The organism is Yoonia sp. JB2-21, assembly GCF_055693545.1.
This window is the reverse complement of the sequence record NZ_JBVFUC010000001.1, coordinates 1,117,167-1,141,600: the sequence shown is the minus strand read 5'-3', so window position 1 is coordinate 1,141,600 and position 24,434 is coordinate 1,117,167. Positions and strand designations below refer to the sequence as shown.

20 protein-coding genes and 2 pseudogenes are annotated in these 24,434 nt (G+C 56.9%); 6 read left to right on the top strand and 16 right to left on the bottom strand.

The annotated features are described in order from the left end of the window. The first annotated feature begins 75 nt into the window (after nt 1-75). Genes gpmI through ACZ1G5_RS05695 form a run of 3 tightly spaced genes read left to right on the top strand, consistent with a single transcriptional unit; the run spans nt 76 to nt 4,017 of the window. Entirely contained in the window at nt 76-1,590 is a 1,515-nt protein-coding gene (gene gpmI / locus ACZ1G5_RS05705; RefSeq protein ID WP_472731927.1) for a 2,3-bisphosphoglycerate-independent phosphoglycerate mutase, read from the top strand. Beyond that, nucleotides 1,587-2,660, top strand: coding sequence for a murein hydrolase activator EnvC family protein (locus ACZ1G5_RS05700; RefSeq protein ID WP_472731926.1), 1,074 nt, complete (start codon nt 1,587-1,589; stop codon nt 2,658-2,660). Before gpmI ends, ACZ1G5_RS05700 begins: the two co-directional genes overlap by 4 nt. A gap of 13 nt (nt 2,661-2,673) precedes the next feature. Beyond that, on the top strand, nt 2,674-4,017 hold the full coding sequence (locus tag ACZ1G5_RS05695) for a S41 family peptidase (RefSeq protein WP_472731925.1): 1,344 nt from the start codon (nt 2,674-2,676) through the stop codon (nt 4,015-4,017). A gap of 130 nt (nt 4,018-4,147) precedes the next feature. Here ACZ1G5_RS05695 and ACZ1G5_RS05690 read toward each other — a convergent pair whose 3' ends face one another. The 11 genes from ACZ1G5_RS05690 to ACZ1G5_RS05640 form a co-directional block, all read right to left on the bottom strand. Then, nucleotides 4,148-5,215 carry a Hint domain-containing protein gene (locus ACZ1G5_RS05690; protein WP_472731924.1) on the bottom strand — a complete coding sequence of 356 codons (1,068 nt, stop codon included), beginning with the start codon at nt 5,213-5,215 and terminating at the stop codon, nt 4,148-4,150. A gap of 217 nt (nt 5,216-5,432) precedes the next feature. Continuing rightward, nucleotides 5,433-7,877 (bottom strand): GcvT family protein, encoded by a 2,445-nt coding sequence (locus tag ACZ1G5_RS05685; RefSeq protein WP_472731923.1) that lies wholly within the window; start codon nt 7,875-7,877, stop codon nt 5,433-5,435. A gap of 94 nt (nt 7,878-7,971) precedes the next feature. Further along, on the bottom strand, nt 7,972-8,916 hold the full coding sequence (locus ACZ1G5_RS05680; RefSeq protein ID WP_472731922.1) for a GlxA family transcriptional regulator: 945 nt from the start codon (nt 8,914-8,916) through the stop codon (nt 7,972-7,974). After that, on the bottom strand, nt 8,913-9,791 hold the full coding sequence (locus tag ACZ1G5_RS05675) for a homocysteine S-methyltransferase family protein (protein ID WP_472731921.1): 879 nt from the start codon (nt 9,789-9,791) through the stop codon (nt 8,913-8,915). Before ACZ1G5_RS05675 ends, ACZ1G5_RS05680 begins: the two co-directional genes overlap by 4 nt. Further along, on the bottom strand, nt 9,788-10,243 hold the full coding sequence (locus ACZ1G5_RS05670) for a pyridoxamine 5'-phosphate oxidase family protein (protein ID WP_472731920.1): 456 nt from the start codon (nt 10,241-10,243) through the stop codon (nt 9,788-9,790). Before ACZ1G5_RS05670 ends, ACZ1G5_RS05675 begins: the two co-directional genes overlap by 4 nt. Further along, nucleotides 10,243-12,696 carry a GcvT family protein gene (locus ACZ1G5_RS05665; RefSeq protein ID WP_472734281.1) on the bottom strand — a complete coding sequence of 818 codons (2,454 nt, stop codon included), beginning with the start codon at nt 12,694-12,696 and terminating at the stop codon, nt 10,243-10,245. The genes ACZ1G5_RS05670 and ACZ1G5_RS05665 overlap by 1 nt, the downstream gene beginning before the upstream one ends. 14 nt (nt 12,697-12,710) lie before the next feature. Next, nucleotides 12,711-13,094 (bottom strand): GFA family protein, encoded by a 384-nt coding sequence (locus ACZ1G5_RS05660; RefSeq protein WP_472731919.1) that lies wholly within the window; start codon nt 13,092-13,094, stop codon nt 12,711-12,713. Between the two features lie 7 nt (nt 13,095-13,101). Further along, nucleotides 13,102-13,668: a helix-turn-helix domain-containing protein gene (locus ACZ1G5_RS05655; RefSeq protein ID WP_472731918.1), complete on the bottom strand. Its 567-nt coding sequence runs from the start codon at nt 13,666-13,668 to the stop codon at nt 13,102-13,104. Between the two features lie 100 nt (nt 13,669-13,768). Then, a complete protein-coding gene (locus tag ACZ1G5_RS05650) occupies nt 13,769-14,221 on the bottom strand; it encodes a GAF domain-containing protein (protein WP_472731917.1) in 453 nt (150 codons plus the stop codon). Nucleotides 14,222-14,225: 4 nt separating this feature from the next. Beyond that, on the bottom strand, nt 14,226-15,287 hold the full coding sequence (locus ACZ1G5_RS05645; RefSeq protein WP_472731916.1) for an alcohol dehydrogenase family protein: 1,062 nt from the start codon (nt 15,285-15,287) through the stop codon (nt 14,226-14,228). A 36-nt stretch (nt 15,288-15,323) separates the two neighbouring features. Beyond that, a complete protein-coding gene (locus tag ACZ1G5_RS05640) occupies nt 15,324-16,478 on the bottom strand; it encodes a thiolase family protein (RefSeq protein ID WP_472731915.1) in 1,155 nt (384 codons plus the stop codon). A 177-nt stretch (nt 16,479-16,655) separates the two neighbouring features. Here ACZ1G5_RS05640 and ACZ1G5_RS05635 point away from each other — a divergent pair. Beyond that, nucleotides 16,656-18,229 (top strand): annotated as a pseudogene (locus tag ACZ1G5_RS05635) (gamma-glutamyltransferase family protein). A 413-nt stretch (nt 18,230-18,642) separates the two neighbouring features. Further along, a complete protein-coding gene (locus tag ACZ1G5_RS05630; protein ID WP_472731914.1) occupies nt 18,643-20,127 on the top strand; it encodes a malectin domain-containing carbohydrate-binding protein in 1,485 nt (494 codons plus the stop codon). A gap of 145 nt (nt 20,128-20,272) precedes the next feature. Here ACZ1G5_RS05630 and ACZ1G5_RS05625 read toward each other — a convergent pair whose 3' ends face one another. Together ACZ1G5_RS05625 and ACZ1G5_RS05620 are read right to left on the bottom strand one after the other, a co-directional pair. Beyond that, nucleotides 20,273-20,665 carry a hypothetical protein gene (locus tag ACZ1G5_RS05625; protein ID WP_472731913.1) on the bottom strand — a complete coding sequence of 131 codons (393 nt, stop codon included), beginning with the start codon at nt 20,663-20,665 and terminating at the stop codon, nt 20,273-20,275. A gap of 112 nt (nt 20,666-20,777) precedes the next feature. Continuing rightward, nucleotides 20,778-21,307 (bottom strand): annotated as a pseudogene (locus ACZ1G5_RS05620) (NADPH-dependent FMN reductase). A 118-nt stretch (nt 21,308-21,425) separates the two neighbouring features. On the opposite strand from ACZ1G5_RS05620, the gene ACZ1G5_RS05615 reads away from it, so the two are divergent. Beyond that, complete coding sequence (locus ACZ1G5_RS05615) at nt 21,426-23,078, top strand: thiamine pyrophosphate-binding protein (RefSeq protein ID WP_472731912.1); 1,653 nt, start codon at nt 21,426-21,428, stop codon at nt 23,076-23,078. Here the strand turns inward: ACZ1G5_RS05615 and bluB are convergent. Genes bluB through ACZ1G5_RS05600 form a run of 3 tightly spaced genes read right to left on the bottom strand, consistent with a single transcriptional unit; the run spans nt 23,075 to nt 24,402 of the window. After that, nucleotides 23,075-23,698: a 5,6-dimethylbenzimidazole synthase gene (gene bluB / locus ACZ1G5_RS05610; RefSeq protein ID WP_472731911.1), complete on the bottom strand. Its 624-nt coding sequence runs from the start codon at nt 23,696-23,698 to the stop codon at nt 23,075-23,077. The two genes, ACZ1G5_RS05615 and bluB, sit on opposite strands and share 4 nt — an antisense overlap. Then, nucleotides 23,699-24,061: a Lin0512 family protein gene (locus ACZ1G5_RS05605; RefSeq protein WP_472731910.1), complete on the bottom strand. Its 363-nt coding sequence runs from the start codon at nt 24,059-24,061 to the stop codon at nt 23,699-23,701. Continuing rightward, nucleotides 24,058-24,402: a Lin0512 family protein gene (locus tag ACZ1G5_RS05600; protein ID WP_472731909.1), complete on the bottom strand. Its 345-nt coding sequence runs from the start codon at nt 24,400-24,402 to the stop codon at nt 24,058-24,060. The genes ACZ1G5_RS05605 and ACZ1G5_RS05600 overlap by 4 nt, the downstream gene beginning before the upstream one ends. Nucleotides 24,403-24,434 lie beyond the last annotated feature (32 nt).

The following is a 24,434-nucleotide window of genomic DNA, read 5'->3' as shown; positions in this document are numbered from 1 at the left end:
AGATGATAGCGCAGGGTGGTTTCCCTGAAACGTGACCTGCGGTAGAGAACCAAGAAAGATTGAGGAAACCTTCGCATGCCTGCACCAAAACCCGTTGTTCTATGTATTCTTGATGGCTGGGGTCTGCGCGACGAGGTCGCGGGCAATGCACCCAAGCAGGCCAACACCCCCCATTTTGATGCGGTGATGCAAGGGCCTCATGCGCAGCTTTTGACACATGGAAATGACGCTGGCCTGCCATCTGGCCAGATGGGCAATTCCGAGGTTGGCCACACAAATATTGGCGCAGGCCGTGTTGTCGCAATGGATCTGGGGCAGATTGAGCTTTCTATCGAGGATGGGTCCTTCTTTGAGGCAGAGGCTTTGTTGGCCTTCATTGCCAAGATGAAAGCCAATGGCGGGACGGCGCATCTTATGGGGGTCGTGTCGGATGGCGGCGTTCATGGGCATCTTGAGCATGTCGTTGCCGCCGCCAAGGCGATCACGGATGCAGGCGTGGCCGTTGCGATCCATGCGATCACCGATGGGCGGGATGTGGCACCATCGTCGGCAATGGATTTCATGGCGACGCTCGAAGCAAGCCTGCCAGCGGGCGCAAAAATCGCGACGGTGATCGGCCGCTACTATGCGATGGATCGCGACAATCGGTGGGAGCGGGTAGAAACCGCATATGCGGCCATGATCAATGGGCAGGGCGATCATGCAGATACGCCGGCCGCGGCGATCAGTGCCGCTTATGCCCAAGACAAGACGGATGAGTTTATCCCCGCCACGGTTGTTGGCGACTATGCCGGTGTCGCGCCCGGCGATGGTCTGTTCTGCCTCAACTTCCGGTCCGATCGCGCCCGCGAAATCCTTGCGGCGATTGCGGATCCGGATTTTGATGGTTTCGCGCGCAAACAGCCAAAGCTCGCCGCCCTTCTGGGCATGGTCAGCTACTCAGACAAGCATGATGTCTGGTTCGACACCGTCTTTCCCAAGCGCGATATCCAGAACACGCTGGGCGCCTGGGTTGCCAAACATGGCTTGCGTCAGTTCCGTCTTGCCGAAACCGAAAAATACCCGCATGTCACCTTCTTTCTGAACGGCGGCGTCGAGACGCCAGAAGCGGGTGAAGATCGCCATATGCCAAAATCGCCCAAGGTTGCGACTTATGATCTGCAACCAGAGATGTCGTCGGACGAGGTTACCACGCATTTTGTCAAAGCCATCAAAGCGGGCTACGACCTGATCGTCACCAATTATGCCAACCCCGATATGGTCGGGCATACAGGTGATCTGGGCGCTGCCATCAAAGCATGCGAAGCGGTCGATAGTGGCTTGGGGCAGGTGTTGACGGCGTTGAAGGCGGCGGGTGGTGCGATGATCGTCACCGCAGATCATGGCAACTGCGAAACCATGATTGATCCCGAAACTGGCGGGCCGCACACGGCCCACACGCTCAACCCCGTACCGGTCGCGTTGGTGGGCGGCCCTGAGGGTGCAACCTTGCGGAACGGTCGTCTGGCGGACTTGGCACCGACGATCCTTGATCTGATGGGGTTGGATCTGCCACCGGAAATGACAGGGCGGAGCCTGATCGAGACATGATACGGATTGCCGCCCTTCTGATGTGTCTTGGCTCTGTGGCGCTTGGTCAGCAGACAGCGCTGGATGCAGCGTCGCAGCTGGAGGCGGCACAGGCGCAATTGCAGGCCGCAGAAGGCGCACGTGACCGGATTGCGGCACTCACGCAGACTGTTCAGGCCTACGAGGCCGGATTGGCGGCAATGCGCGCGGAACAGCGCGAAACAGCTCTGCAAGAGGCTATTCTGGCAGATGAGCTTTTGTTGCGCCGCGAAGAGTTTGCGCAGTTGTTGGGGGTTTTGTCGGCGATCAGCAAGACACCACTTCCCGTCCTGCGCACGCACCCGCAGGGGCCCGTCAATACAGCCCGCGCCGGTATGCTGGTGGCGGATCTGACCCCCGGTCTGGAAACAGAGGTTGCGCGCCTGAATACACTCTTGGCCGAAACAAAAGCTTTGCGTGCCGCACAGCAGACAGCCGCGCAAACCCTCGCGGATGGGCTGCAAGGCGCGCAAACTGCGCGTGCAGCTTTGGGGCAGGCCGTGTCGGAACGCACGGATTTGCCTGCACGGTTTGAAGATGACCCGGTGCAAACCGCCCTTTTGGTGGCCAGCGCAGAAACGCTTGGCGATTTCGCGACTGTCGTTGCAGAGGGGCGTCCAGATGAAACCAACACGCTGACCCCAAGCAGCGATTTGCCCTTGCCGGTCGCAGGTATCGTGCTGCCCGATGATAACAGTGGGCGGCCCGGCGTACGTATCGGCGCGCCACCACGGGCATTGGTGACGGCACCTGTTGGCGCTACCATTCTGTTTCAGGGCCCCCTGCTGGATTACGGCAATGTGGTCATTCTTGAACCGGCAGCAGACGTGCTATTCGTCCTTGCGGGCTTTGCAGAGGTGTTTGGAGAGGCAGGCCAGGTCCTGCCGCAAGGCGCGCCAATCGGGCTTTTGGGGGATGGTGCCGGATATAATGACGGGATTTTGACCGAAAATTTGGGCAATGCGGCTGGGCAGGAGGCCCAAGCCCTTTATCTTGAAGTCAGACAAGGGCAAAGTCCCGTGAACCCCGATGCATGGTTTGCGTTGGAGTAGGTAAGGAAACGTGATGAAGAAGTTGATACTGGCTGCCGTTGGTGGCGCTGCATTTGGATTGGTTGCGACGACGCAGGTGGCAGGGCCGCTTTTGGCGCAAGACACGCAATCAGATACCAGCGTCTACGAACAACTTGATCTTTTTGGCGATATCTTTGAACGGATACGGTCGAATTATGTTGAAGAGGTTGATGACCGGGAGCTGATCGAGGCTGCGATCAACGGCATGCTGACGTCACTTGATCCACACTCCAGCTATCTGTCGCCAGAGGCCGCACAGCGCATGCGCGTCAGCACATCAGGCGAATTTGGTGGGCTTGGTATTGAGGTTACGCAGGAAGAAGGGTGGGTCAAGGTCGTCTCGCCAATGGACGGCACCCCGGCGGAAGCTGCGGGCGTTCTGGCGGGGGACTTTATCACTGCCGTTGACGGTGAAAGCGTACTTGGTCTGACCTTGGACGACGCCGTGCGCCTGATGCGTGGGCCTGTCGGTGCGGAAATCATCGTGACAATCGTGCGCGAAGGCGAGCCTGAACCATTTGATGTCTCGATTATTCGCGACACCATCAAACTGACTGCGGTGCGCAGTCGGACCGAGGGCGACGCCGTTGTCCTGCGGGTAACGACCTTTAACGAACAAACCTTCCCCAATTTGCGCGAAGGGATCGACGAACAGATCGCTGCGGCAGGGGGCATCGAAAATGTCGATGGGTTCGTTCTTGATCTGCGCAACAACCCCGGCGGCCTGCTCAGTCAGGCGGTCTATGTGTCGGACGCTTTCCTTGATGCGGGCGAAATCGTCTCGACCCGCGGACGCGAAGCCGCAGATGGGGACCGGTTTAACGCCAGCCCCGGTGATTTGGCGATGGGCAAGCCGATCGTCGTCTTGATCAATGGTGGCTCTGCCTCGGCATCCGAAATCGTGGCAGGGGCGTTACAGGATCACCGTCGCGCGATTGTTGTGGGAACAAATTCATTTGGCAAAGGATCGGTCCAAACCGTTGTGCCGCTTAGCCAAGATGGTGCGATGCGCCTGACAACCGCCCGCTACTATACGCCCTCGGGTCGCTCGATCCAGTCGCTCGGCATTTCGCCCGACATTATTGTCGAACAACCTCAGTCTAGTCTGGACGAGGTTGAAGAAGACGAAGATGCTGCACAGCGGTCAGAGGCGGGCCTGCGCGGATCGCTGGAAAACGACAGTCTGACCGAGGACGAAATCCGTCAGATCGAAGAAGATCGGGCACGGGCCGAAACGGCAGCAGCACTGCGTGAAGATGACTATCAACTGGCCTATGCGATTGATATTCTCAAAGGGCTGAACGCGCTGGGGCCAACGGCACTGGTTGATCCGTAAGGATCAGCGCATGGGAAAAGTGGGTGTAGGGCGCGATATCAGCGACTTTGCCCACTCCGCGGCCAATGACTACCGTTCAGACAAAAGAGTATTTTCTGAAGCAACAGACCGTTGAATATGCATCCAAGCGTCAGATCAGCCGCTTTGCTGTTCGTTCATCCAGGAGCGGTTTGTTGTTCTTGAGATGGCGCAGAACCAGCTTTTTTTGACGTAATCCGTTGGGTATCGTGCGGGCACTTATTGTGGTCAGAGATGCATCCAACAACGACGGGAAGAGCGCGAAGATCTCTTGCTTGGTTTCGTCAGGCAACGCCGCCAATGCCATTTTCCCGCAGAAAAAACTCTCGGTTGGTGCCCCCTCGGCAAAAATGACTTCGTGCTGGTCAAATAGAAGATGAAAATATGCAATGCCCGCACTTGCTGGCTGTATATCTATACCGGGAAGCTCTGAGAGTTTCTTTGCAGCGACAAATACTTCGTCAGTACCAAACATGCGCTCTGCAATAGGGGAAAAGATCACCATTCTATGCTGCGGCGAAACGAATAAATCACGGTAAGGCAGGCCCTGACCCAGTGCTTTTGCCGCTATTCTGACGGGTAGAAGATTGGGTTTCTCTGTCAGTTCTGCCAATGACAGTTCTCGTGTCAGGATCAAACGGAGCGGTTTGGCGGTCCCATCCGCCGTGATGACTTTCTGACCAACCTTAAGGTTTTCTACGGGGACCGGACCTTGATCAGTTTCGATAAGGGTGCCACCAACAAAACACGCGAAGTAGTCTGTGAACTGATTGTTTTGATTGAATGAGGTGCGTTCGGTGTTGAATGTGTATGGGACGCCGGGGACCAGTTCAATCGACGATGCCAAGCCTTGGATCGCGCCTTGCTGGAATCCGTCACCCCCAAAATGAATGCCAGTAACTTTGTGCCCAGAGCCCGTGTTGATGAGATCGTATGACGTATGAATGGTCGTCCCGGCGGCATATGGTGTGCCATCCAAATCAATTGCGTTGGTCAGAGTTTCCTCAGTCCCAGTTTCGTCAAAAACGGTATCTGTATTGTCTGTAATTTCGACAAGTGTGGGCGTCGCACCTGCTGCCAGTGTTAGCGTAAAAACCGGCGTTCCCGCTGCAGCTCCGCCAGACTCAGCCGGCGGCGGCTGAACAAAATCGCTTGGACTATACACCCATAAGAATGGCACGCTGTTCCCCCAACATCTGCTCTACTAACGCAATCGGGACGTGCAAAAGTCAAGCGTTAACTGACCATTATATCGGGTCCAACGGGCGGTCTGCGCATCTTGTGGGGGCTGAAGTGGGGTGCTGGCCGCCCCGCTGCTGAGCGTATTTTGGACTGAAACCCATCGTACGACGACAACACCATCTGACAGCAACTGCCCCCGCAATCGACGACCCGCGTTAGACCTTCACCCGCTCACTTTTCGGATCATAAAGCGGTTTCAGCTGCGCTTGCGCCTTGACCCGTGTCCCCATCACATCGATCTCAAAGTCGCTGGCCAGCAATTCGGCCACGCTTTCACCCTTGCAAGGCACATAGCCCATGCCGATCGCGGCCCCAAGGTGGTGGCCATAGCCGCCCGATGACAGGTAGCCGACCGTTTTGCCATCACGGACAATCGGTTCATTGTGATAGAGCAGCGGTTCAGGATCGGTCAGCATGAATTGCACTAGACGCTGTTCCAGCCCATTTTCACGCTTGCGCAGCACGGCATCACGACCAATGAAGTCGGGCTTGTCGGTTTTCACCGCAAAGCCAAGGCCCGCTTCCAGAACGTGATCCTCTGATGTGATGTCATGGCCAAAGTGACGGAAGCCTTTTTCCATCCGGCAGGTATCCATCATATGCATCCCGCACAGACGCATGCCAAAATCAAACCCGGCAGTTGCCAAGGTTTCGAAGACATGGCCACACATGTCGGATGGCACGTAAACTTCCCATCCCAGCTCACCCACATAGGTCACGCGGTGTACACGGGCGACGGCCATGCCGATCTCGATCTCTTGCGCTGTGCCGAACGGGTTCACCTCATTCGAGAAATCATTGGGCGACACCGCCTGCAACAACTCACGCGACCGGGGGCCCATGATCGCCAGCACGCCTTCGCCCGCTGTCACATCGGTGATCACTACATTGAAATCACCCTGATGACGGCGCATCCATGTCTGATCGGCAAGGCGGCTCGCCGCAGGGGTCACCACCAGATAGCAGTTTTCCTCAATCCTTGTGACGGTCACATCCGCCTCGATCCCGCCTTGGGTATTCAGAAACTGCGTATAGACGATCTTGCCCACGGGCACATCGTAGTCGCCACCACCCACGTAGTTCATAAAGGCCATCGCGTCGCGGCCTTCAACGCGGATTTTGCCGAAGGACGACATATCATACATGCCGACGTTCTGGCGCACGGCCATATGCTCTTCGCGGACGTTGTCGAAAAAGTTCTGACGCGACCAGCTGTATTCATATTCGGCCTTCTGGGCCTCGCGGGCGAACCAGTTGGCACGTTCCCACCCGGCCAATTCGCCCATGACAGCACCGCGTTCCAGCAGATGTTCGTGGAACGGCGTGCGGCGGATACCGCGCGCGGTCGCCTTTTGGCGAAAGGGGAAGTGATCGGCGTAAAGCAGGCCCAGCGTTTCTTTGGACCGTTCAAACAGATAGGTCTTGTTGCCCTGAAACGGCTGCATGCGGTTGATATCCACGTCGCCCAGATCAAACGGTTTTTCGCCGCTGTCCATCCATTGCGACAGGGCCATACCTGCGCCACCGGCAGATTGAATACCGATAGAGTTAAAGCCAGCAGCGACCCAGACGTTGTCCATCTCAGGCGCCAGACCAAGGTGGTAGGCATCGTCGGGGGTAAAGCTCTCGGGGCCATTAAAGAACGTGTGGATGCCAGCCTCGGCCAGCATGGGCAGACGCTCAACAGCGGCCTCTAGGATCGGTTCAAAATGATCGAAGTCTTCAGGCAGCTGGTCAAACTCAAAATCGGCAGGGATGCCGTCCATCGCCCAAGGCTTTGCGTTAGGCTCAAACGCGCCCAAGAGCATTTTGCCTGCGTCTTCTTTGTAGTATGCGCATTCATCCGGCACGCGCAGAACGGGCATCTGGGTCAGCCCCTCAATCGCCTCAGTCACGATGTAGAAATGTTCGCAGGCGTGCAAAGGCACGTTCACGCCCGCCATGCGCCCCACCTCATGGCCCCACATACCTGCACAGTTCACGATCATATCGCAGGTGATGGTGCCGGTGTCGCCACCCTGTTCCCACTCAACAGACTGAACCCGGCGGCCTTCTTTGTTGATCTTCGTGACTTTGGTGCGTTCCGCGACCAACGCGCCGTTTTGACGGGCGCCTTTGGCCAGCGCCAGTGCGATGTTGGCAGGGTCACCTTGGCCATCTTTGGGCAAGTAAACACCAGCGGTCACACCATCAATGTTCAGGTGCTCGTAGCGGGCTTTCACCTCTTCCGGCGAAATCTCTTCTACGTCGACGCCAAAGGCACGGGCCATGCCTGCTTGGCGAAAAATCTCTTCCTTACGTTCGTCAGTCAGAGCAACAGTGATCGAGCCACAGCGCTTGAAACCCGTCGCAACGCCAGTCTCTTCTTCCAGGTTGCCATAAAGCTCTTGGCTATATTTCGCGAGCTTCGTCATATTCGCCGTCGCACGCAGTTGCGCAATGAGGCCAGCCGCGTGCCATGTGGTGCCAGACGTCAGTTGTTTACGTTCCAGCAGGACAACGTCTTTCCATCCCAGTTTGGCCAAATGATAGGCCACTGAACAACCGATAACCCCGCCACCAATGATGACGACACGCGCGTGATTTGGAAGTGTAGGCATGGACGCGATTCCCGTTGACTAAAGAGCACTCTTTTTTGTGTCAGTTTGCAAAATATTACTCTGCTGCAAAAACGCCAGTCTTGGCGCAAACTCACTATTGCCTGCGACCTTTCTTGCGGGCCGCATTTGGTGTCATCCCAAAGGCCTGCCGATAAATTGTTGTAAACCCGCTTGGAAAACCACAGGCCAGCCCGATCTCATTGATCCGCAGATCGGTATTAAGCAGCAGATTGTTGGCCTTGTTCAACCGCAGCCCGCGGTAGTAGCCGTTGGGGGTGGTCTTCATCAGGCGGTTGAACTTGCGTTCCAAAGAGCGTTTCGACAGCCGGGTTTTTGTCGCGATTTCACTGATGGGCAGGGGAACTTCCATGTTGTCCTGCATCAAGGCGATGCAGGCATCCAGCGCCGCATCACCTGTCGTCGTGACTTCTTTGCCAGAAAAGGGTTGGAGCGTATTGAAATGCCGGACCCGTTCATGCAGCAGGATATCGGCAACCGTTGTCATCGTGGCAGAAGAGGCGTGCTGGCCTGCGATGGACAAGGCGATATCAAAGGTGAACCCCATGCCGGCGCATGTGATGATCGCACCTGTATCCACGGCCAAAGTTGCTTTGGTGTCGAAAAGGCCCAGCCGCTCCATCAGAACCGCACGATTTTCCCAATGGGTGGTGTGGTTGCCAGCGTCATCCTTGATATCGGCGATATAGCGGCTTGCGGCTTCTGACAGCAGAACTACCCGGGCCTGACGGCTGGTGTAGGCAGATATCTTGCCGCTCATCGACAAATCGGGGCAATTGGGGTCCGAATTGCCAAGCACAAATAAATAGTCAGCTTCCGGGCGCGCCGGCAGCGGGGTTGATGCGACCGTGACACCACTACTGGCGGTCACAGTACCACCGTTGGTGGACCGAACGTGCCAATCAAATAGCGGGTTGCCATTGATGCGGTTGGCCAGACGAAGCACTTCGACCACACCCGCGAATTCCGTCAGAATAAACCCGTCAGCGACAAAAACATCAAAGACGCAAGTCGCCGTCATGGCGCGACGACACGATGACCAGCTGCTGCGATCTCGCCGGCCATGTGGGCGATATGGGTGGGGCCAACTTCGCAACAGCCGCCAACGATCGTGGCGCCCTTCGCGATCCATCCCATCGCAAACGCGGAGTATGCCTCTGGCCCCATGTCTTCGCGGGCGCGCAGGGCGTCGACGGTTGGCTTGGAGCGCAGGAACCCTTCGCTGATTTGGGTAAAGCCGTTGGCATAGGCACCAAAAGGTTTGTCGCCAGTTGCCAGCACACCCACGGCGGCATCAATCGCCTCTGGCGACGAACAATTGGCCAAAAGGGCCGCAGCCTCACCCGCAATCGGCAGAACATCCGCCAATGGTTCGCCAGACCGCAGCAGCGTACCGTCCTGATCATTGACTGTCATCGACAGCCAGACGGGTTTGCCTGTCGCAACAGTCGCCGCGAGGATTGCACGCGCATGCGCGACCGATGCAACGGTTTCACAGATAATCAGATCGACGCGCTGGGCAAGAATATTGGCAACCTCGGAATAGATTGCGACGGCGGTGTCATGTGGTGGCAAAAGATCGGGGCGATAGGACGCGCCAAGCGGGCCAATTGATCCGGCAAGGACACCCGCATCTTTGGCTTCGTCGAGTGCGGCTGCGTAGAGCGCTTCGAACTTGCCTTCCATGCCGGTGCCGTCCAACCGGTCTCGTAGGATCGCATAGGTGTTGGTCGTGTGCACCGTTGCCCCGGCGCGCGCATAGTCGGCATGCACTTTCGCCACCAGACCGGGGTGGTCGATCATCACTTGGGTCGACCAGAGCGGTGTTGGACGATCGCCTGCACGGTGCACAAGCTCTTGGCCCATACCGCCGTCAAGGAAGATAATGTCTGTCACGGATAGATGGCTCCGAATTTATCTTTGTAGATGGCAATCAGGTCATCTTCCGTGACGCCATCATCATAAGGAGGAGTCCATATCTCAGAAGCGGCAGTTATGTCTATCTGTACAAGCGAAGAAATTCGCTTCGCCAGATCGCCAAATACCGCCAGCCATTGGGGGTGCATCTGTGCAAACTGATCGGTTCCCTTGGGGTGTAGAACCGTTGTGCCACTGACGCGCACCGCCTTGCGCTTGAACGGATCAAGAAAGTTGATCTCAACTGACGGATTTCCAGCAAGATTGCGGCGGGTGCCGGGCGACCGGATATCGCCATAGGCAAGCGTGTGATCATCAAGGATGACAAAAGTGCCCTTCGGCGACACGGCTGGGGCACCGTCCGGAGTCACTGTCGCCACGAACCCTAAAGGGAACGTGGCGATCAGGTCTTTCATCGGTGCGGTCAGCATCAGGCGCGAATACGTTCGTTCTGCGGATCCCACAACGGCTGATCACCTTCGACTGTCGCTGTGTAGCGCTCTCCGTAAATTTCAACCTCGACCTTGCCGCCGGGTGTATTCACATCCGACCGCAGCATGCCAAGTGCGATGGATTTGTTCACACGGAACCCCCAGTCGCCCGAGGTGGTTTCGCCAACCTTTTCATCACCCACCCAGATCGGCGACATATATGGCGCATCCGCCGGACCGGGGTTGTCGATTGTCAGCATTGCAAAACCCTTTTTGCGACCTTGCTGCTTTTCGTTCAGCAAAGCGGCCTTGCCGGGGAAATCCTGCGGCTTGTCAAACTTCACGAACCGCTCCATCCCACCTTCCAGCAGGGTGTAATCGGTGGACAGATCGCCCTTCCACGCGCGATAGCCCTTTTCAATGCGCAGCGCGTTCAGCGCGAACATGCCAAATGGCGTCGCCCCAGCGGCAAGAACCGCATCATACAGCGCTGGCATCTTGTCCATACGGGCGTGAATTTCCCAACCCAACTCACCGGCAAAGCTGACACGGGCCAATTTGCAAGGCTGGCCTGCAACCGTGGCAGATTGATGCGTCAACCAGCCAAGGGTCAGATCAGCATCCGTGCCCATCGCGGTGAACAGATCGCGGGCCTTGGGGCCGGTCACGATCAGGGTCGAGAAATCGCGTGTGATATCCGTCAGCGTCAGACCCTTGGGCAGATATTTGTCCAAAATGTCATAGTCATGCCATTGGGCCGAGGCCGCAGTGATCAGTGTGAAATGATCCTCAGCATGGCGGATCAATGACATCTCGGTCAGGATGCGGCCTTGGCTATCGGGGAAATACGCCAGATTCATGCGCCCGATCTTGGGCAGCGCACCTGCGATCATGCCGCGTAGGAATTCAGCAGCGCCTTCACCTTCCAGATTGAAGCGCGAGAAACCGGGCAGGTCCAGAACGCCGACGCCATCGCGGACGGCCTCGCACTCTTCCTTCACACGGATTTTCCATGGGCCTTCACGTTCCCACGTCTCGGTCGTCTCGACAGAGGTATCATCGCCATCTTTGGCAAACCAATTGGCGCGCTCCCATCCGTTGTAAGCGCCCATCTGGCCACCCAGCGCACGAACCTTCGCGTCTACGGGTGACAGCTTCTTGTCACGCCCAGCAGGCCACATCTTGTGGGGGAAGTGCATGCCATATTCATGGCCATAGGTTTCGAGTGCCTTGGCATGACAGTAGTCTTCGTCCGCATAATCAGTGTAACGGCGCGGATCGACGGACCACATATCCATCTCGGTCTCGCCTTCAGTCAACCATTCGGCCATGACCTTGCCTGCGCCACCACCTTGGACGATGCCAAAGGTAAAGGAATGCGCCTCAAACGCGTTCTTCACGCCGGGCATCGGGCCAACCATCGGCAGACCATCAGGGGCATAAGGGATCGGGCCATTGATATTGCGGCCAACACCACCTGTGCCCAGTACCGGCACACGTTCCATCGCGTCCTCAATATACCATTCCAAACGGTCCAGATCGTCCGGGTACAGCTGGAAGCTAAAGTCATTCGGCATCGGGTCTTCCGGGGTGACCCAGTGTGCCTTACAATTCCGCTCATAAGGGCCAAGGTTCAGGCCGTTCTTGTCCTGCCGCAGATAGTAGGAACTATCTACATCGCGGATCATCGGGGTCTTTTTGCCGTTTTCCTTGGTCCAGGCTTTGATCTCATCAATTTCCTCGGTCAGGAAATACTGGTGGGACATGACCGTCAGCGGCACATCGCGACCGCCGAAGGGTTTGAACCACTCACCCACGCGGGCGGCATAGTAACCGGCGGCATTCACAACCTTTTCGCAGGTGATGTCACCTTTTTCGGTATGCACAATCCAGTCGCCGCTATCCTTCTGGGTCACGCCGGTTGCTGGGCAAAAACGCTCAATCTTGGCACCCAGATCACGGGCCCCTTTGGCCAGCGCTTGGGTCAGTTGTGCGGGGTCAATGTCACCATCCAGAGGGTCCCACAAGACGGCAGACAGATCATGCGTTTCAACAAATGGGTTGTATTTCTTGACCTCATCAATGCCGATCATCTCAAGCGGCAGGCCCATACCCTTGGCTTGGCCCGCGACACGTTCAAATTCCTGCCGACGTTCCTTTGTGTGGCCCAGACGCAGTGCGCCGGTCACGTGATAGTTCATCGGATAGTCGACCTCATCCGCCAACGACCGGTACATATCCAGCGAATAGCGCTGCATGTTCATCACGGCCCAGTTGGGGGCAAAGTTCGGGCAGTTGCCAGCGGCATGCCAAGTAGAGCCAGCGGTCAGCTCGTTCTTTTCCAGCAGGACACAGTCGGTCCAGCCCATCTTGGCAAGGTGATAGAGTGTAGATACGCCCACAACACCGCCACCAATAATCACAACACGCGCAGTCGTCGGGAACTCAGCCATATTCATCGCTCTCTCTAGTCGGGGACGTGCGGAGCATCGTCCGGAATAGTGTAATAATCGCCAGCGTCGGCGGTAAAGATATGCTTAGCAGGTGCCATCGCCGTCGGCAGGTCAAGGCAACCTGCGGCAATCCCTAGGTGATTTGCGCCAATGGGCTGATAAAACAAACTTGAACCGCATTTTTTGCAAAATCCACGCTGTGCTGTATCGGACGATTGATACCATGCCAAATCAGCGTCAGAAGTGAATGTGACATCTTCAACAGTGGCGCGTGTTGAGGCCCAGTAGTGTCCGCTGGTGCGGCGGCACTGGCTGCAATGACAAAACGTCACCGTTTCGCGCGCATTGGCGATATCAAATGCAACAGAACCACATTCGCAACGGCCATGCAGTGTCATGGCAAACTCAATAGACCGGGGGTGAGATCACCCAGACGATCTCACACGGTGCATGGTAGGGGTTCCACCACTGAAATTCCTCTCCGCGCAATCGAAAGCTGTCGCCCGCTTCCACGGTAAAGCGTTTACCGTCCAGCGAAATATCGAACTTGCCGGTGACGATGTAGCAGACCTCTTGGGTTGGGCGTGTCAATGGCTCTGGCAGGCTGGACCCCGGTGCAAATGTTGAATGGATCACCTCAAAGTCGTCGGTCAGGTCTGGCGACAACAACGCTTCGGTCAATCCTTCGGTGCGGCTGCCAATCGGGCGGCGCGCATGGGACCTGACGATATGGCCTTCCTCTCCCGGTGCGACACCGACCTGAAGGAAGCTAGAGATTGAAACATCAAGTGCTTTGGCCAAGCGATCCAAGTCGAGAATGGCTGGATGTGACTTGTCCCGCTCTACCTGACTAAGCCATCCGACAGAACGCCCCAATGCGTCCGCCAGATCAACCAAAGTCATTTTTCGTGCTTTGCGCAAAGCACGGACATCGGCGCCAAGCGTCGGAACTGTAATCCGACCGTCAGGCATCAAGGGTCCATGAAAAAACGTCGTTGCAGTTCATGTCGTTTGTCCTACCCATTCTCGTATTATTTTGCACAGTTCGCGCCAAGAGTATGTCAGCTATGCACTACTTTTCAAAGGTAAGTTTCAGCACGCGCTGAAGTCCCACAACATCGTCATGCGAGAAGATGTCGGGCTGGTTGCTGTCGATATCAAAGACACCGATTAGCGCACCGGTACGGTCATGAACTGGCAGGACCAGTTCAGACCGGGTGCTGCTGGCACAAGCGATATGTCCGGGAAAGGCATCAACATCCGGGACAAGCTGTACCTCGCCAGTTCGGGCAGCCGCACCGCAAACACCGCGGTGAAATGGAATGACAAGGCAGCCATGCCCGCCCTGATAGGGGCCAATCTTTAGCACTTCGGGTGCCGTGACCCTGTAAAACCCGGTCCAGTCAAAACGGTCGTCGCTGTGATGGACCTCGCAGGCCACAGTCGCCATCAGGGCGATCTGATCATCCTCAGCTTCCGTCAATGCGGCAATCGTTTGGTGTAGGTCATCATAGTTGACACGCATGGCGTCAGGCTCCTTCGTCATGTGCGACGGATAGCACGATCTTGCCGGTGTAGGCTTTGTCGGTAAAGGCGCTCTGCGCCGCGTTGATATCCCTGAGCGGGAAGGTCGCCGCGACAAGCGGTTTGATCGCACCCGTTTCAATCAGTTTGACCAGATTGGCGAACACTTCTGGTTCCAACACTGTGCAGCCGTAAAAGCTCAGGTCCTTGAGGTAGAGCGTGCGCACATCCAGCGACACAATTGGTCCTGCAACGGCCCCCGCAACCGCATACCGGCCTTTGGGGCGCAGGACATCCAAAAGGGCCGGCCACTTTGGGCCGGCGACTAAATCTACAACGACATCAACACTGTTTGCACCCAGAGCCTCAAGATAGTCCCGGTCACGATCAATGGCCTGATCTGCGCCGATGTCGATGAGGGATTGTGCTTTGCTGGCCGTTGTAATCACGATCACATGTGCGCCGCGCGCCTTTGCCAACTGGACCGCCGCAGAACCCACCCCGCCTGAGGCACCGGTGATCAGCACGGTCTCGTCTTTTTGCAGGCCGGTGCGCGTCAGCATGTTCTCAGCCGTTGAATAGGAACAGGGGAAGGACGCCAGCGCGGTGCTGCGAAGGCTACTGTCGACCGGATAGGCGTGACGGGCCGCAACAGTGCAATATTCCGCAAATCCACCATCACACTCGGAGCCAAAGAACCACGGCTGATCCAAAGTCTGGCCTTTGGCCTCGGTCAAGCAGGGTTCGACCAAGATACGCTGACCAAGGCGTGATGGGTCAACGCCATCACCGGCGGCGACGACATGCCCACAGACATCAATGCCCTGAATGCGCGGGAATTGCAGCGGTGCTCCTGCCCAGCTGGCATCATCGGCATTGCCGTCGCCTTTGGAATACCACCCAACGCGTGTGTTGATATCGGTATTGTTCACGCCCGCAGCCGCCACTTTGATCAGGACTTCACCGGACGCGGGCACAGGTCGCGGCAAGTCCTCGCGCCATTCCAGGCACTCAGGTCCACCATGCCCGGTCAAGATGACGCCGCGCATCACAGTCGTGTCGTTCATGAAGTTCTCTCGCTTTGGCCCGGGTTTCGCCAGAACCTAGAGACGCTCAATCGCAATTGCTGTGCCTTCTCCGCCACCAATACATATGGCAGCGACACCGCGCGTCAGATTGCGGGTCTCCAGCGCGTTAAGCAAGGTCACGATAATGCGCGTGCCAGAAGCCCCAATCGGATGTCCCAAAGCGCATGCCCCGCCGTTTACGTTCACCTTGTCGCGGGCAATGCCCATCTCATGCATGAATGCCATAGGGACAACGGCGAAGGCCTCATTCACTTCCCAAAGGTCGACGTCATCGACGGACCAACCGATGTTGGCCAACAGCTTTTGCGCAGCAGGGACAGGGGCAGTGGTAAACCATCCCGGTGCTTGGGCATGACTGGCATGGCCCAGAATACGCGCGCGCGCTGCACCGCGATCTGACGATAGAACCAAGGCCGCCGCACCATCCGAAATGCTTGATGCATTCGCTGCCGTGACCGTACCATCGGGGCGGAATGCGGGCTTCAGGGTTGGTATTTTTTCGGGCCGGGCCTTTGCGGGTTGTTCATCACGGGTGATGACCTCCTCACCAGTGCGGGCATGGACGGTCACCGGCGTGATCTCATTGTCAAACGCACCCGACCGCTCAGCGTCCAGCGCGTTGGACAGGGACGCGATCGCATATTGGTCTTGCGCGTCGCGGGTGAACTGGAACTTTTCCGCACAGTCTTCGGCAAATGTCCCCATCAAGCGGCCCTTGTCATAGGCGTCCTCAAGCCCGTCCAGAAACATGCTGTCCTGCACGGTTTGGTGCCCAATCCGCGCGCCGCCGCGCATCTTGGGCATCAGATAGGGGGCATTGGTCATGCTTTCCATTCCACCTGCAACCATGGTCTGGGCGCCACCCAAAGCGATTTGGTCAAACGCCATCATCGCGGTTCTCATACCAGAGCCGCACATCTTGTTCAGCGTCGTCGCCGGTACGCTTTCGTCAAGGCCTGCCAGAAATCCGGCCTGTCGCGCGGGGGCCTGCCCCTGACCAGCAGGCAAGACACAGCCCATCAATACCTCATCGACGGTGGCAACATCTGCTTGTGCAAGTGCTGCCTTGATCGCAGCCCCGCCAAGGACGGGTGCATCAACACCAGAAAAAACACCCTGAAAGCCGCCCATCGGCGTGCGGGCCGCCCCGGTAATATACACATCACGCATCATAATTCTCCTCTTGTTGGACATTAGGCTAAACTTTGGAGACGCAAAGCAAAAGCCCAAGTCACCGATCAATTTGCAGCAATGCCCCATGCCGAAGCCGTGCCAAATGCAGGCCCCGGCATTGCACTGACCGTTTGGTGCGTTAGTTTCACCCCAACGCGAACAAGGACACCTCTCATGCGCAATTTCCAACACCCGGGCCGCTCACCCGTTTATGCCACCAACGGCATGTGCGCGACATCACACCCCTTGGCCGCCAAAGTCGCGGTGCAAATGATGGAAGCGGGCGGCAACGCGATGGACGGGGCTATCGCCGGGGCGGTCCTGCTGGGGCTATGCGAGCCGCAAATGACCGGCATCGGCGGGGATTGCTTTGTGCTGATGACGCCGCCCGGCGAAGATCGGGTCGTGGCCCTGAACGGATCAGGGCGTGCGCCTGCCGGAATTGATGCCGAAAAACTGCGCGCCAAGGGTGATGTGATTGATCCTTATACGGCGGACGCTGTTTCGGTGCCTGGGGCGGTTGACGCATTTTGCCGCCTGTCCAAAAACTGGGGCAAGTTGGGTCTGAAGGCAGCACTTGCCCCGGCCATTCACTATGCTGAGGCCGGTATTCCCGTGGCTGAACGTGTTGCCTTTGACTGGGCGAACGCGGTCGACAACCTCTCTGGTCATGCCCGCGATCTTTATTTGCTGAACGCGGCGGTGCCACGGCCAGGCCAACTGTTCCGCGCACCGGAACAGGCCAAGGTCTTGCGCCGGATCGCAATGGACGGACGCGAGGGGTTCTATGAGGGCGAAGTCGCCGAGGACATGGTCGCAAGCCTACGGGCGCTGGGCGGCAGCCACACGCTGGAGGATTTCGCAAATACGGCCTGCGACTACACCGATCCAATCATGGGCGACTACGGCGGGCTGGACCTGTACGAGCATCCGCCCAATGGGCAGGGGGCCACGGCGATCCTGCTGCTGAACATGCTGAAACACTTCGACATCGGGGGGATGGACCCATGGGGGGCCGCACGCGCGCACATCGAGGCGGAGGCCACAAAACTCGCCTATGACACCCGCAACCGCTTCCTGTCGGACCCCGACTACATGACGCGGCTGGATTACATGACGTCGCCCGACACGGCCGCCAGCCTCGCCGCCCTCATCGACCCCGGCAAAGCCATGCCCGCCGGGTTGCCGGGGGCCGAGGCGGTTCACAAAGACACGATCTACATCACCGTTGTGGACAAAGACCGTATGTGCGTCTCGCTCATCTATTCGATCTTCCACTCGTTCGGATCGGGGATCGCATCGGACAAATTCGGCATCCTGTTTCAGAACCGGGGCGCGGGGTTCACGTTGGAAGAGGGGCACCCCAACGAGGTCGGCCCCGGCAAGCGGCCCATGCACACAATCATCCCTGCGATACTGAAAAAAGAGGGCAAAGTGCTGATGCCCTTCGGCGTCATGGGCGGGCAGTACCAATCCACGGGGCACGCACGGTACGTCAGCAACATCACCGATTTCGGCCTGTCACCCCAGGCGGCGATGGACGCGCCGCGATGCTTTGCCGAGTTTGACATGCTCAATGTCGAAGACGGCTACAGCGATGCGGTCAAAGCAGAGCTGAGCGATCTGGGGCACAACGTGCAGCGGCCCGAAATAGCTATTGGCGGATCACAAGCGATCCTGCTGCATGAAAACGGGGTGCTGGAAGGGGGAGCGACCCGCGCAAAGATGGGTGCGCGATTGGGTATTGATGGGGTCGTCAGAGGACGCGCAAAATCCGAATAACCATCGATCGATTGCGCAGCCAAAATATGATTTCGCTGCGATTGCGTCCATGTCTCATGCGGGATGCGCCCCTGCGAGCGCCTTCTTCGCGTGGGTTATGGCTGCTGCCGCAGCCTGACGCCTTTTTTCGATATTCGTGATCTGTAAGATGCTGAAATTATTTGTAAAAATGTCTTCTTTAGGCCATAGTATAGCCGATGACGCCTGCGTGGCTTGACACCGAAATTTGTGGAAACTGCTTACGAGAGTTTCCGCTCAGTCGGATTGTCGAAACAAGCGCGTTCTTGCGTCTGCCAACACACCTTTCGCCTGCCATTGACTGAACACCGGTCATGCAAACAGCATGTTGACCTGACAGAGCTTCGGAAAGGGCAAGCAAATGTACGAACTGGCGCTAGATCACTATTCTCCTCTATCGGTCGCAACATACGATCCGGTCAGCGGAGAACTTTATCTTGAATTCAACTATGACCGCTTGCTTGATACGCAGGGTGAATGGAGCAACGGACGCCATATTGATGCTGTTACCTTTATGGGTCAGGCTTATCCTATCATTATTCATGATGATGATGGCCCGCGCGATGCCAACGGCCGATACATCTTCGACCGCGACACGGTCGACAATGTTTTCACGATCAATGTCGGAACAGGGCATGATCCGTCAGACGGATCCCTTGAATTTGGTCTAAGTGACCGCGAAGACGGGACAGGTCCGCTCTACAATTTTGTGCTGGAAGATGCAGGCACTTCCACGGTTCAAACCTACGAACTGACAGCCACGGCAGACGACGGCATCGTCACCGTTGATGCTTTTGGTGAAGAAGATCTCGTCTCTATCGCGGACGACGCCTACGATTTTGAATATTTGTACAATTTTGCCGTGAACCAAAGACAGATTGCAGACGATGTCGACACCGGCTTTGTCACCGATAACGACGGTAACGAACAGATACTTCTCTACACAAACTCACAAGCCGAAGGAGAGGTTGCTGCATACGATGAGTTGTTTGCGGTGTTGAACGTCACGGACGGATTTACCCGTGAAGGAACACCGGAAGCGGACACCTTTGAACTTACGCCAACGGCGGACAATGGCGTTGTCACCGTGAATGACTTCAGCGAAGAAGACACGGTCTCTATCGCGGGCGATAACTCCACCTACGACTTTGATTATCTGTATAATTTTGCGGTGAACCAAAGACAAATTAGTGTCGATGTAGACACCAATTTCGTCGTTGCAGACGATGGAACCGAGCAAATCCTTTTGTTCGCTAACTCACAAGCCGAAGGGGAAGTTGCCTCCTACGATGAGTTGTTTGCAGTGCTGAATGTCTCTGACCAGCATACGGCGCCGGAAGCGCCAACCTTGGTCTACGCCCTGAACGCAGGCGGTGGCGCCTTCACAGCCGCAAATGGTGTTGCGTATGAAGCAGATGCCGTTGAAAACGGTCGCGCATTTGCGACGAATGCCGATATTGCTGGCACAACCGATGACAGTCTTTATCAGACAGAAAAATGGTCCAAGACGCTTAGCTATGAAACCGACGTCGCAAACGGCACCTTTGATGTCGAACTAAACCTCGCCGAGATTTGGGGCGGCGCACAAACAGCAGGCAAACGAGTAATCGACATCTATATTGAAGATGAACTTGTGTTCAACGACCTGGACCTCGCTGAAGAGGCAGGCTTTCAAACCGCGCTTGATCTAGTCGGACAAGTCACCGTTGAAGACGGGTCGCTGAGTATCCGCGCAGTTGGGGATGTGCAAAATGCCAAATTGGCCGGTTTTGCAATCTGGGAATCTGAAGGAGCACTCGGCGAAACATTTGAAGTTGGCTCACTCTACGACGATCTCAGCTTTTGATCGGCGTACCCCGTCGCGCTTGTCCCGGCGCGACGGGCCTTGCTAAGTTTAGGGATCATTTCGATTTTTCTTGGAAACATCAACTTACCGATCGTCGTCATCCGCGCCGTCGGCTGTATCGCAGATATCTGTGTCGAGACCTGATTTAGCCCGCCCTGAGCGACCGCAAAAACAACCCAATCCCACCAACCAGCAACACCAGTATAACAATCAAATCAAACGCGCTCATCCGTTGCAGTTGTAGCGTCATATTCGCGATAACGCCAAAGATCAGCGCGACCAGTGACGCCCCGGCGATCCCCCACCCAAGCCAGTTTCTGGAGTTGTAGAAAATCATCCCGACGCCAAACATAAATGGGATCAGCACCATGCCTGAGGTGATGGTAAAGCCACCGACACCGAAGACACGCGACCCCATCCCAAAGTTGGGCCGCACCACAATGCCGTTCAACAACAGATACCCGCCGCCGACCATCATGATCAGCCCGATCAGGAATGTGCCGGTTCCGCCGTCTGTTCCGCCTGCGCCGCGTGCCATATCGGTCTCCACTTATCGTCGGTTGTCTGCTGTTTCTACGATCAGACAGATGCGATTGCCAGTACGCAGTGTATGTACAGTGTATGTACAGGTTCTGTACGCGATATGTACGTCAAATGCGGGCCTTCAACGCATCCATCAGTTCCGTCAGCATTTTGATATAAATCTCGCCGGTCAGTTTGCCGTTTTCGTCAAATTCGTTGCTGGAATTGGCCAGCAAGACCTCTGGCCCCTGCAGGATATCAGGGCGAAAAGCCATCATCGCTAGACGCAGTGAAAACTGCGCGCGCTCACCCCCGCGCGGCCCGCGGCCGCCGACATGATGGCCACCGGTTTGCCGTTCCAAGGCCCGCCTTTCGTGCGGCTGACCCAGTCCAGTGCGTTCTTGAGCGATCCCGAAATTGCCTTGTTATATTCGGGGGTTGCGATGATCACAGCGTCCGCCGCCGCAATCTGGTCGGACAGTTTTTGCACTGATGCCGGAATACCTTCGGCCTCTTCCTGATCACCGTTGTAGAGCGGCAGATTGATGTCAGCCTCGATGAATGCATCGGCGTTGAAAATCTCTGCCGCGTTGCGCATCAAAAGCGTGTTGGTTGATGCCTTGCGCAGAGATCCTGAAATTCCAAGAAGTGTGGTCATGGTGCGTCCCTTTACTGATTTCAGCAAAGGTAGCACAGGCGTGCGCGCTGGCCAGCACAAGGCTTGCAAGGCCGCGCAGGTTGGCACATTGTAATCCCACAATAAAACGGAGGCTGGCATGATCCGGCATGGCGGAAAAATACTGAGCGATCAGTTGGTTAAGCTTGGCGTCAAGCGGGTTTTTTCCGTCCCCGGCGAAAGCTTTCTGGCCGCTCTGGATGGCCTTTACGACAGCGGAATTCCCAACATCGTCTGCCGCCAAGAAGGCGGTGCCGCGATGATGGCCGAGGCATACGGTAAAATGACCGGCCAGCCGGGTGTTTGCTTTGTCACCCGTGGTCCGGGCGCGACCAATGCGGCGGCAGGCATTCACATTGCGATGCAGGACAGCACGCCGATGGTATTGTTTGTCGGACAGATCGACAATCGGCATACGGACCGCGAGACTTTTCAGGAAGTTGACTATAAAGAGGTTTTTGGCGGTCTGGCAAAATGGGTCGCGCAGGTCAACGATACGGATCGCTTGCCCGAATACATCGGTCGTGCGTTCCGGGTGGCGATGTCAGGCAGGCCCGGGCCAGTCGTCTTAGCCTTGCCTGAAAACATGCTTAGCGCGCAAGCGGATGTCCCTGATCTGCGCATGCCCGAGACGGTTGCCCAGCCATTGCCCACAACCATTGCGCAGACAATTCTTCACGAGTTGGCACAATCTGAAAAGCCGCTGATCGTTGCCGGCGGGCCGCATTGGTCCGCGCAGGCGCAGGCCGATTTGCAGGTCTTCGCCGAGTGCCAGCAAGTACCTGTCGCCGCAGGTTTCCGCCGTCAGGACTATATGGACAATCACCATGCCAACTATGTCGGCGACTTGAACGTAGGGGTGAACCCCAGGCTGGCCCAGCGTGTGCGCGACGCTGATACGCTGATCCTTCTGGGCACCCGCTTTGGCGATATTGAAACCCAAGGTTATACGCTCGTCGATCCTGCTGATCCTGGAAAACGGATCGTTCATGTGCATGCAGACGCCGACGAACTGGGGCGGGTCTACACCCCCGATGTTGCCGTCAACGCGACCGCGCCCGCCGTTTTGCGCGCGCTTGCAAATGCCGAGCATGCGGGGGAATGGGCGACATGGACGAGTGCGGCGCGCGCTGACTACGAAGACTGGTTGCGACCACAAGAAAGTCCGGGTGCCTTAAAGCAGGAAGATGTGATCAAATGGCTTTCTGATCATTTGCCCGATGATGCCATTTTGACCAATGGCGCGGGAAATTATGCCGCTTGGCTGCACCGCTACTTCGTCTACAAGCAATATGGCACCCAGCTTGCGCCGACGTCGGGATCCATGGGATATGGTTTGCCTGCCGCAATTTCAGCGTCTTTGGAGCATCCGGACCGATCCGTCATTTGCCTTGCCGGCGACGGCTGTTTCCAGATGACCTGCAATGAGTTGTCAACGGCTGTCCAACATGGCGCAACGCCCATTGTCATCGTGATGAACAATGGGCGCTATGGTACAATCCGCATGCATCAGGAAAAGACCTATCCGGGGCGCGTATCGGGGACGGCCATTCAGAACCCGGACTTTGCGGCCCTTGCGCGCGCCTATGGTGGGCATGGCGAGGTGGTCAGAACCTCAGCTGATTTCCCGGAGGCGTTCAAGCGTGCGCAGGCATCGGGCACAGTTGCAGTGATCGAATGTCAGGTGGATGAAGAAGCGCTTGCCACCGGTGCCACCCTCAGCGCGGTGCGCGCGGCGGCGCTTAAACCCTAGATTTCTTGCCAGACTGTCGCGGTGTTTTGCTGCCATTCATTGCGGTGCAGTAGCGGGGTGTCATCGTCAGATGCGGCCTTGCCCAGACACAGGTATCCGGTCAATTCCCAGTTGTCAGGTACCCCCAGTACATTGCTGATCCCCAAAGGATCAAGGATCGACACCCAGCCGACGCCGATATTTTCGGCCCGCGCTGCCAACCAAAGCGTATGGATGGCGGCAACAGTTGAATAGGCCAGCATTTCGGGCATGCTTTGGCGTCCAAGCCCATGACCTGCGTGTGGTTCTGTCTGGGTAAAGATCGCCAGATGAACCGGGGCTTCCTTGAGGCCCGCCAGCTTGAGCGCATCATAGTGCGCCCGTTTTTCATCATCATAAATCTTGCCAGCCTTTGCATTGGCCGCCGCAAAATTCGCGATCACCGCACGGCGCAGCTCATCCGTCCTGACGTGTAAGACGCGCCACGGCCGGGCATTTCCGACAGATGGTGCCATGTCCATCGCAAGGCGTAGCCGCTCAATTACGTCGTCAGGGATGGTGTCGGGCAGAAAGTGGCGCACATCGCGCCGCCAACGCAGAATGTCCTGCAATGCGTCGCGATGTGCTTGCGATAACTCCATTCAGGTTTGCGCCCATTTGCCAGTCTGCGAGGGTAGAAAAGCTTCAACCGCAGCTGTCGCCACGACGGCGGTATCGCCGGTTTCATGGTTGGGAATGTTCAGCCCACCTTTGACAACGCGCACCTCAGCGCGGCCACGGGGCAGGCCGGACTTCAGCGCGTCGGCGTCAATGCGGTTGGGTTCTTGTACGGCGACAATGACCTGCACGCGCATTTCCTTGTGATCAAGGTTGATACTGTCGAAGATCGGCAAGGTTGAATGCCGGATTGCATCCTCGATTGCGCGCCGTGCGGCATTTTGATAGTCCATACCATGCAGATCGTTGCCCATGCCCATTTCGATAATGACGCGTTGTTCCATCACGTGCGCTCCATCTCAAACGACACATTGATGGCCACATTGGCGATGACAGTCGGTTTGCCATCAGGGCGGGGGATATCCAGACCACCGTGGTGCACGGTGATGGTCGGTTGACCGTAGGGGAAAATATCCAGCAGGCTTTCCTTGTCAACCTGATCGGGCTCTTGGACGCCAACCTCAACATCGATCAACATCGCCTCTTTGGGGAAACCAAAGAGCTCGGCCATATTGATCGAGTTATGCCATAGCGCATCCTGTAGTCCGCGCCGTGCTGCTTGGGTATAGTCCTGCCGACGCAGACTGGTGCCCATACCAAATTCAGTCAGGACGCGGTGTTTGGGCATGATATGACCTTTCTTTGAAGTTCTTGCACGGC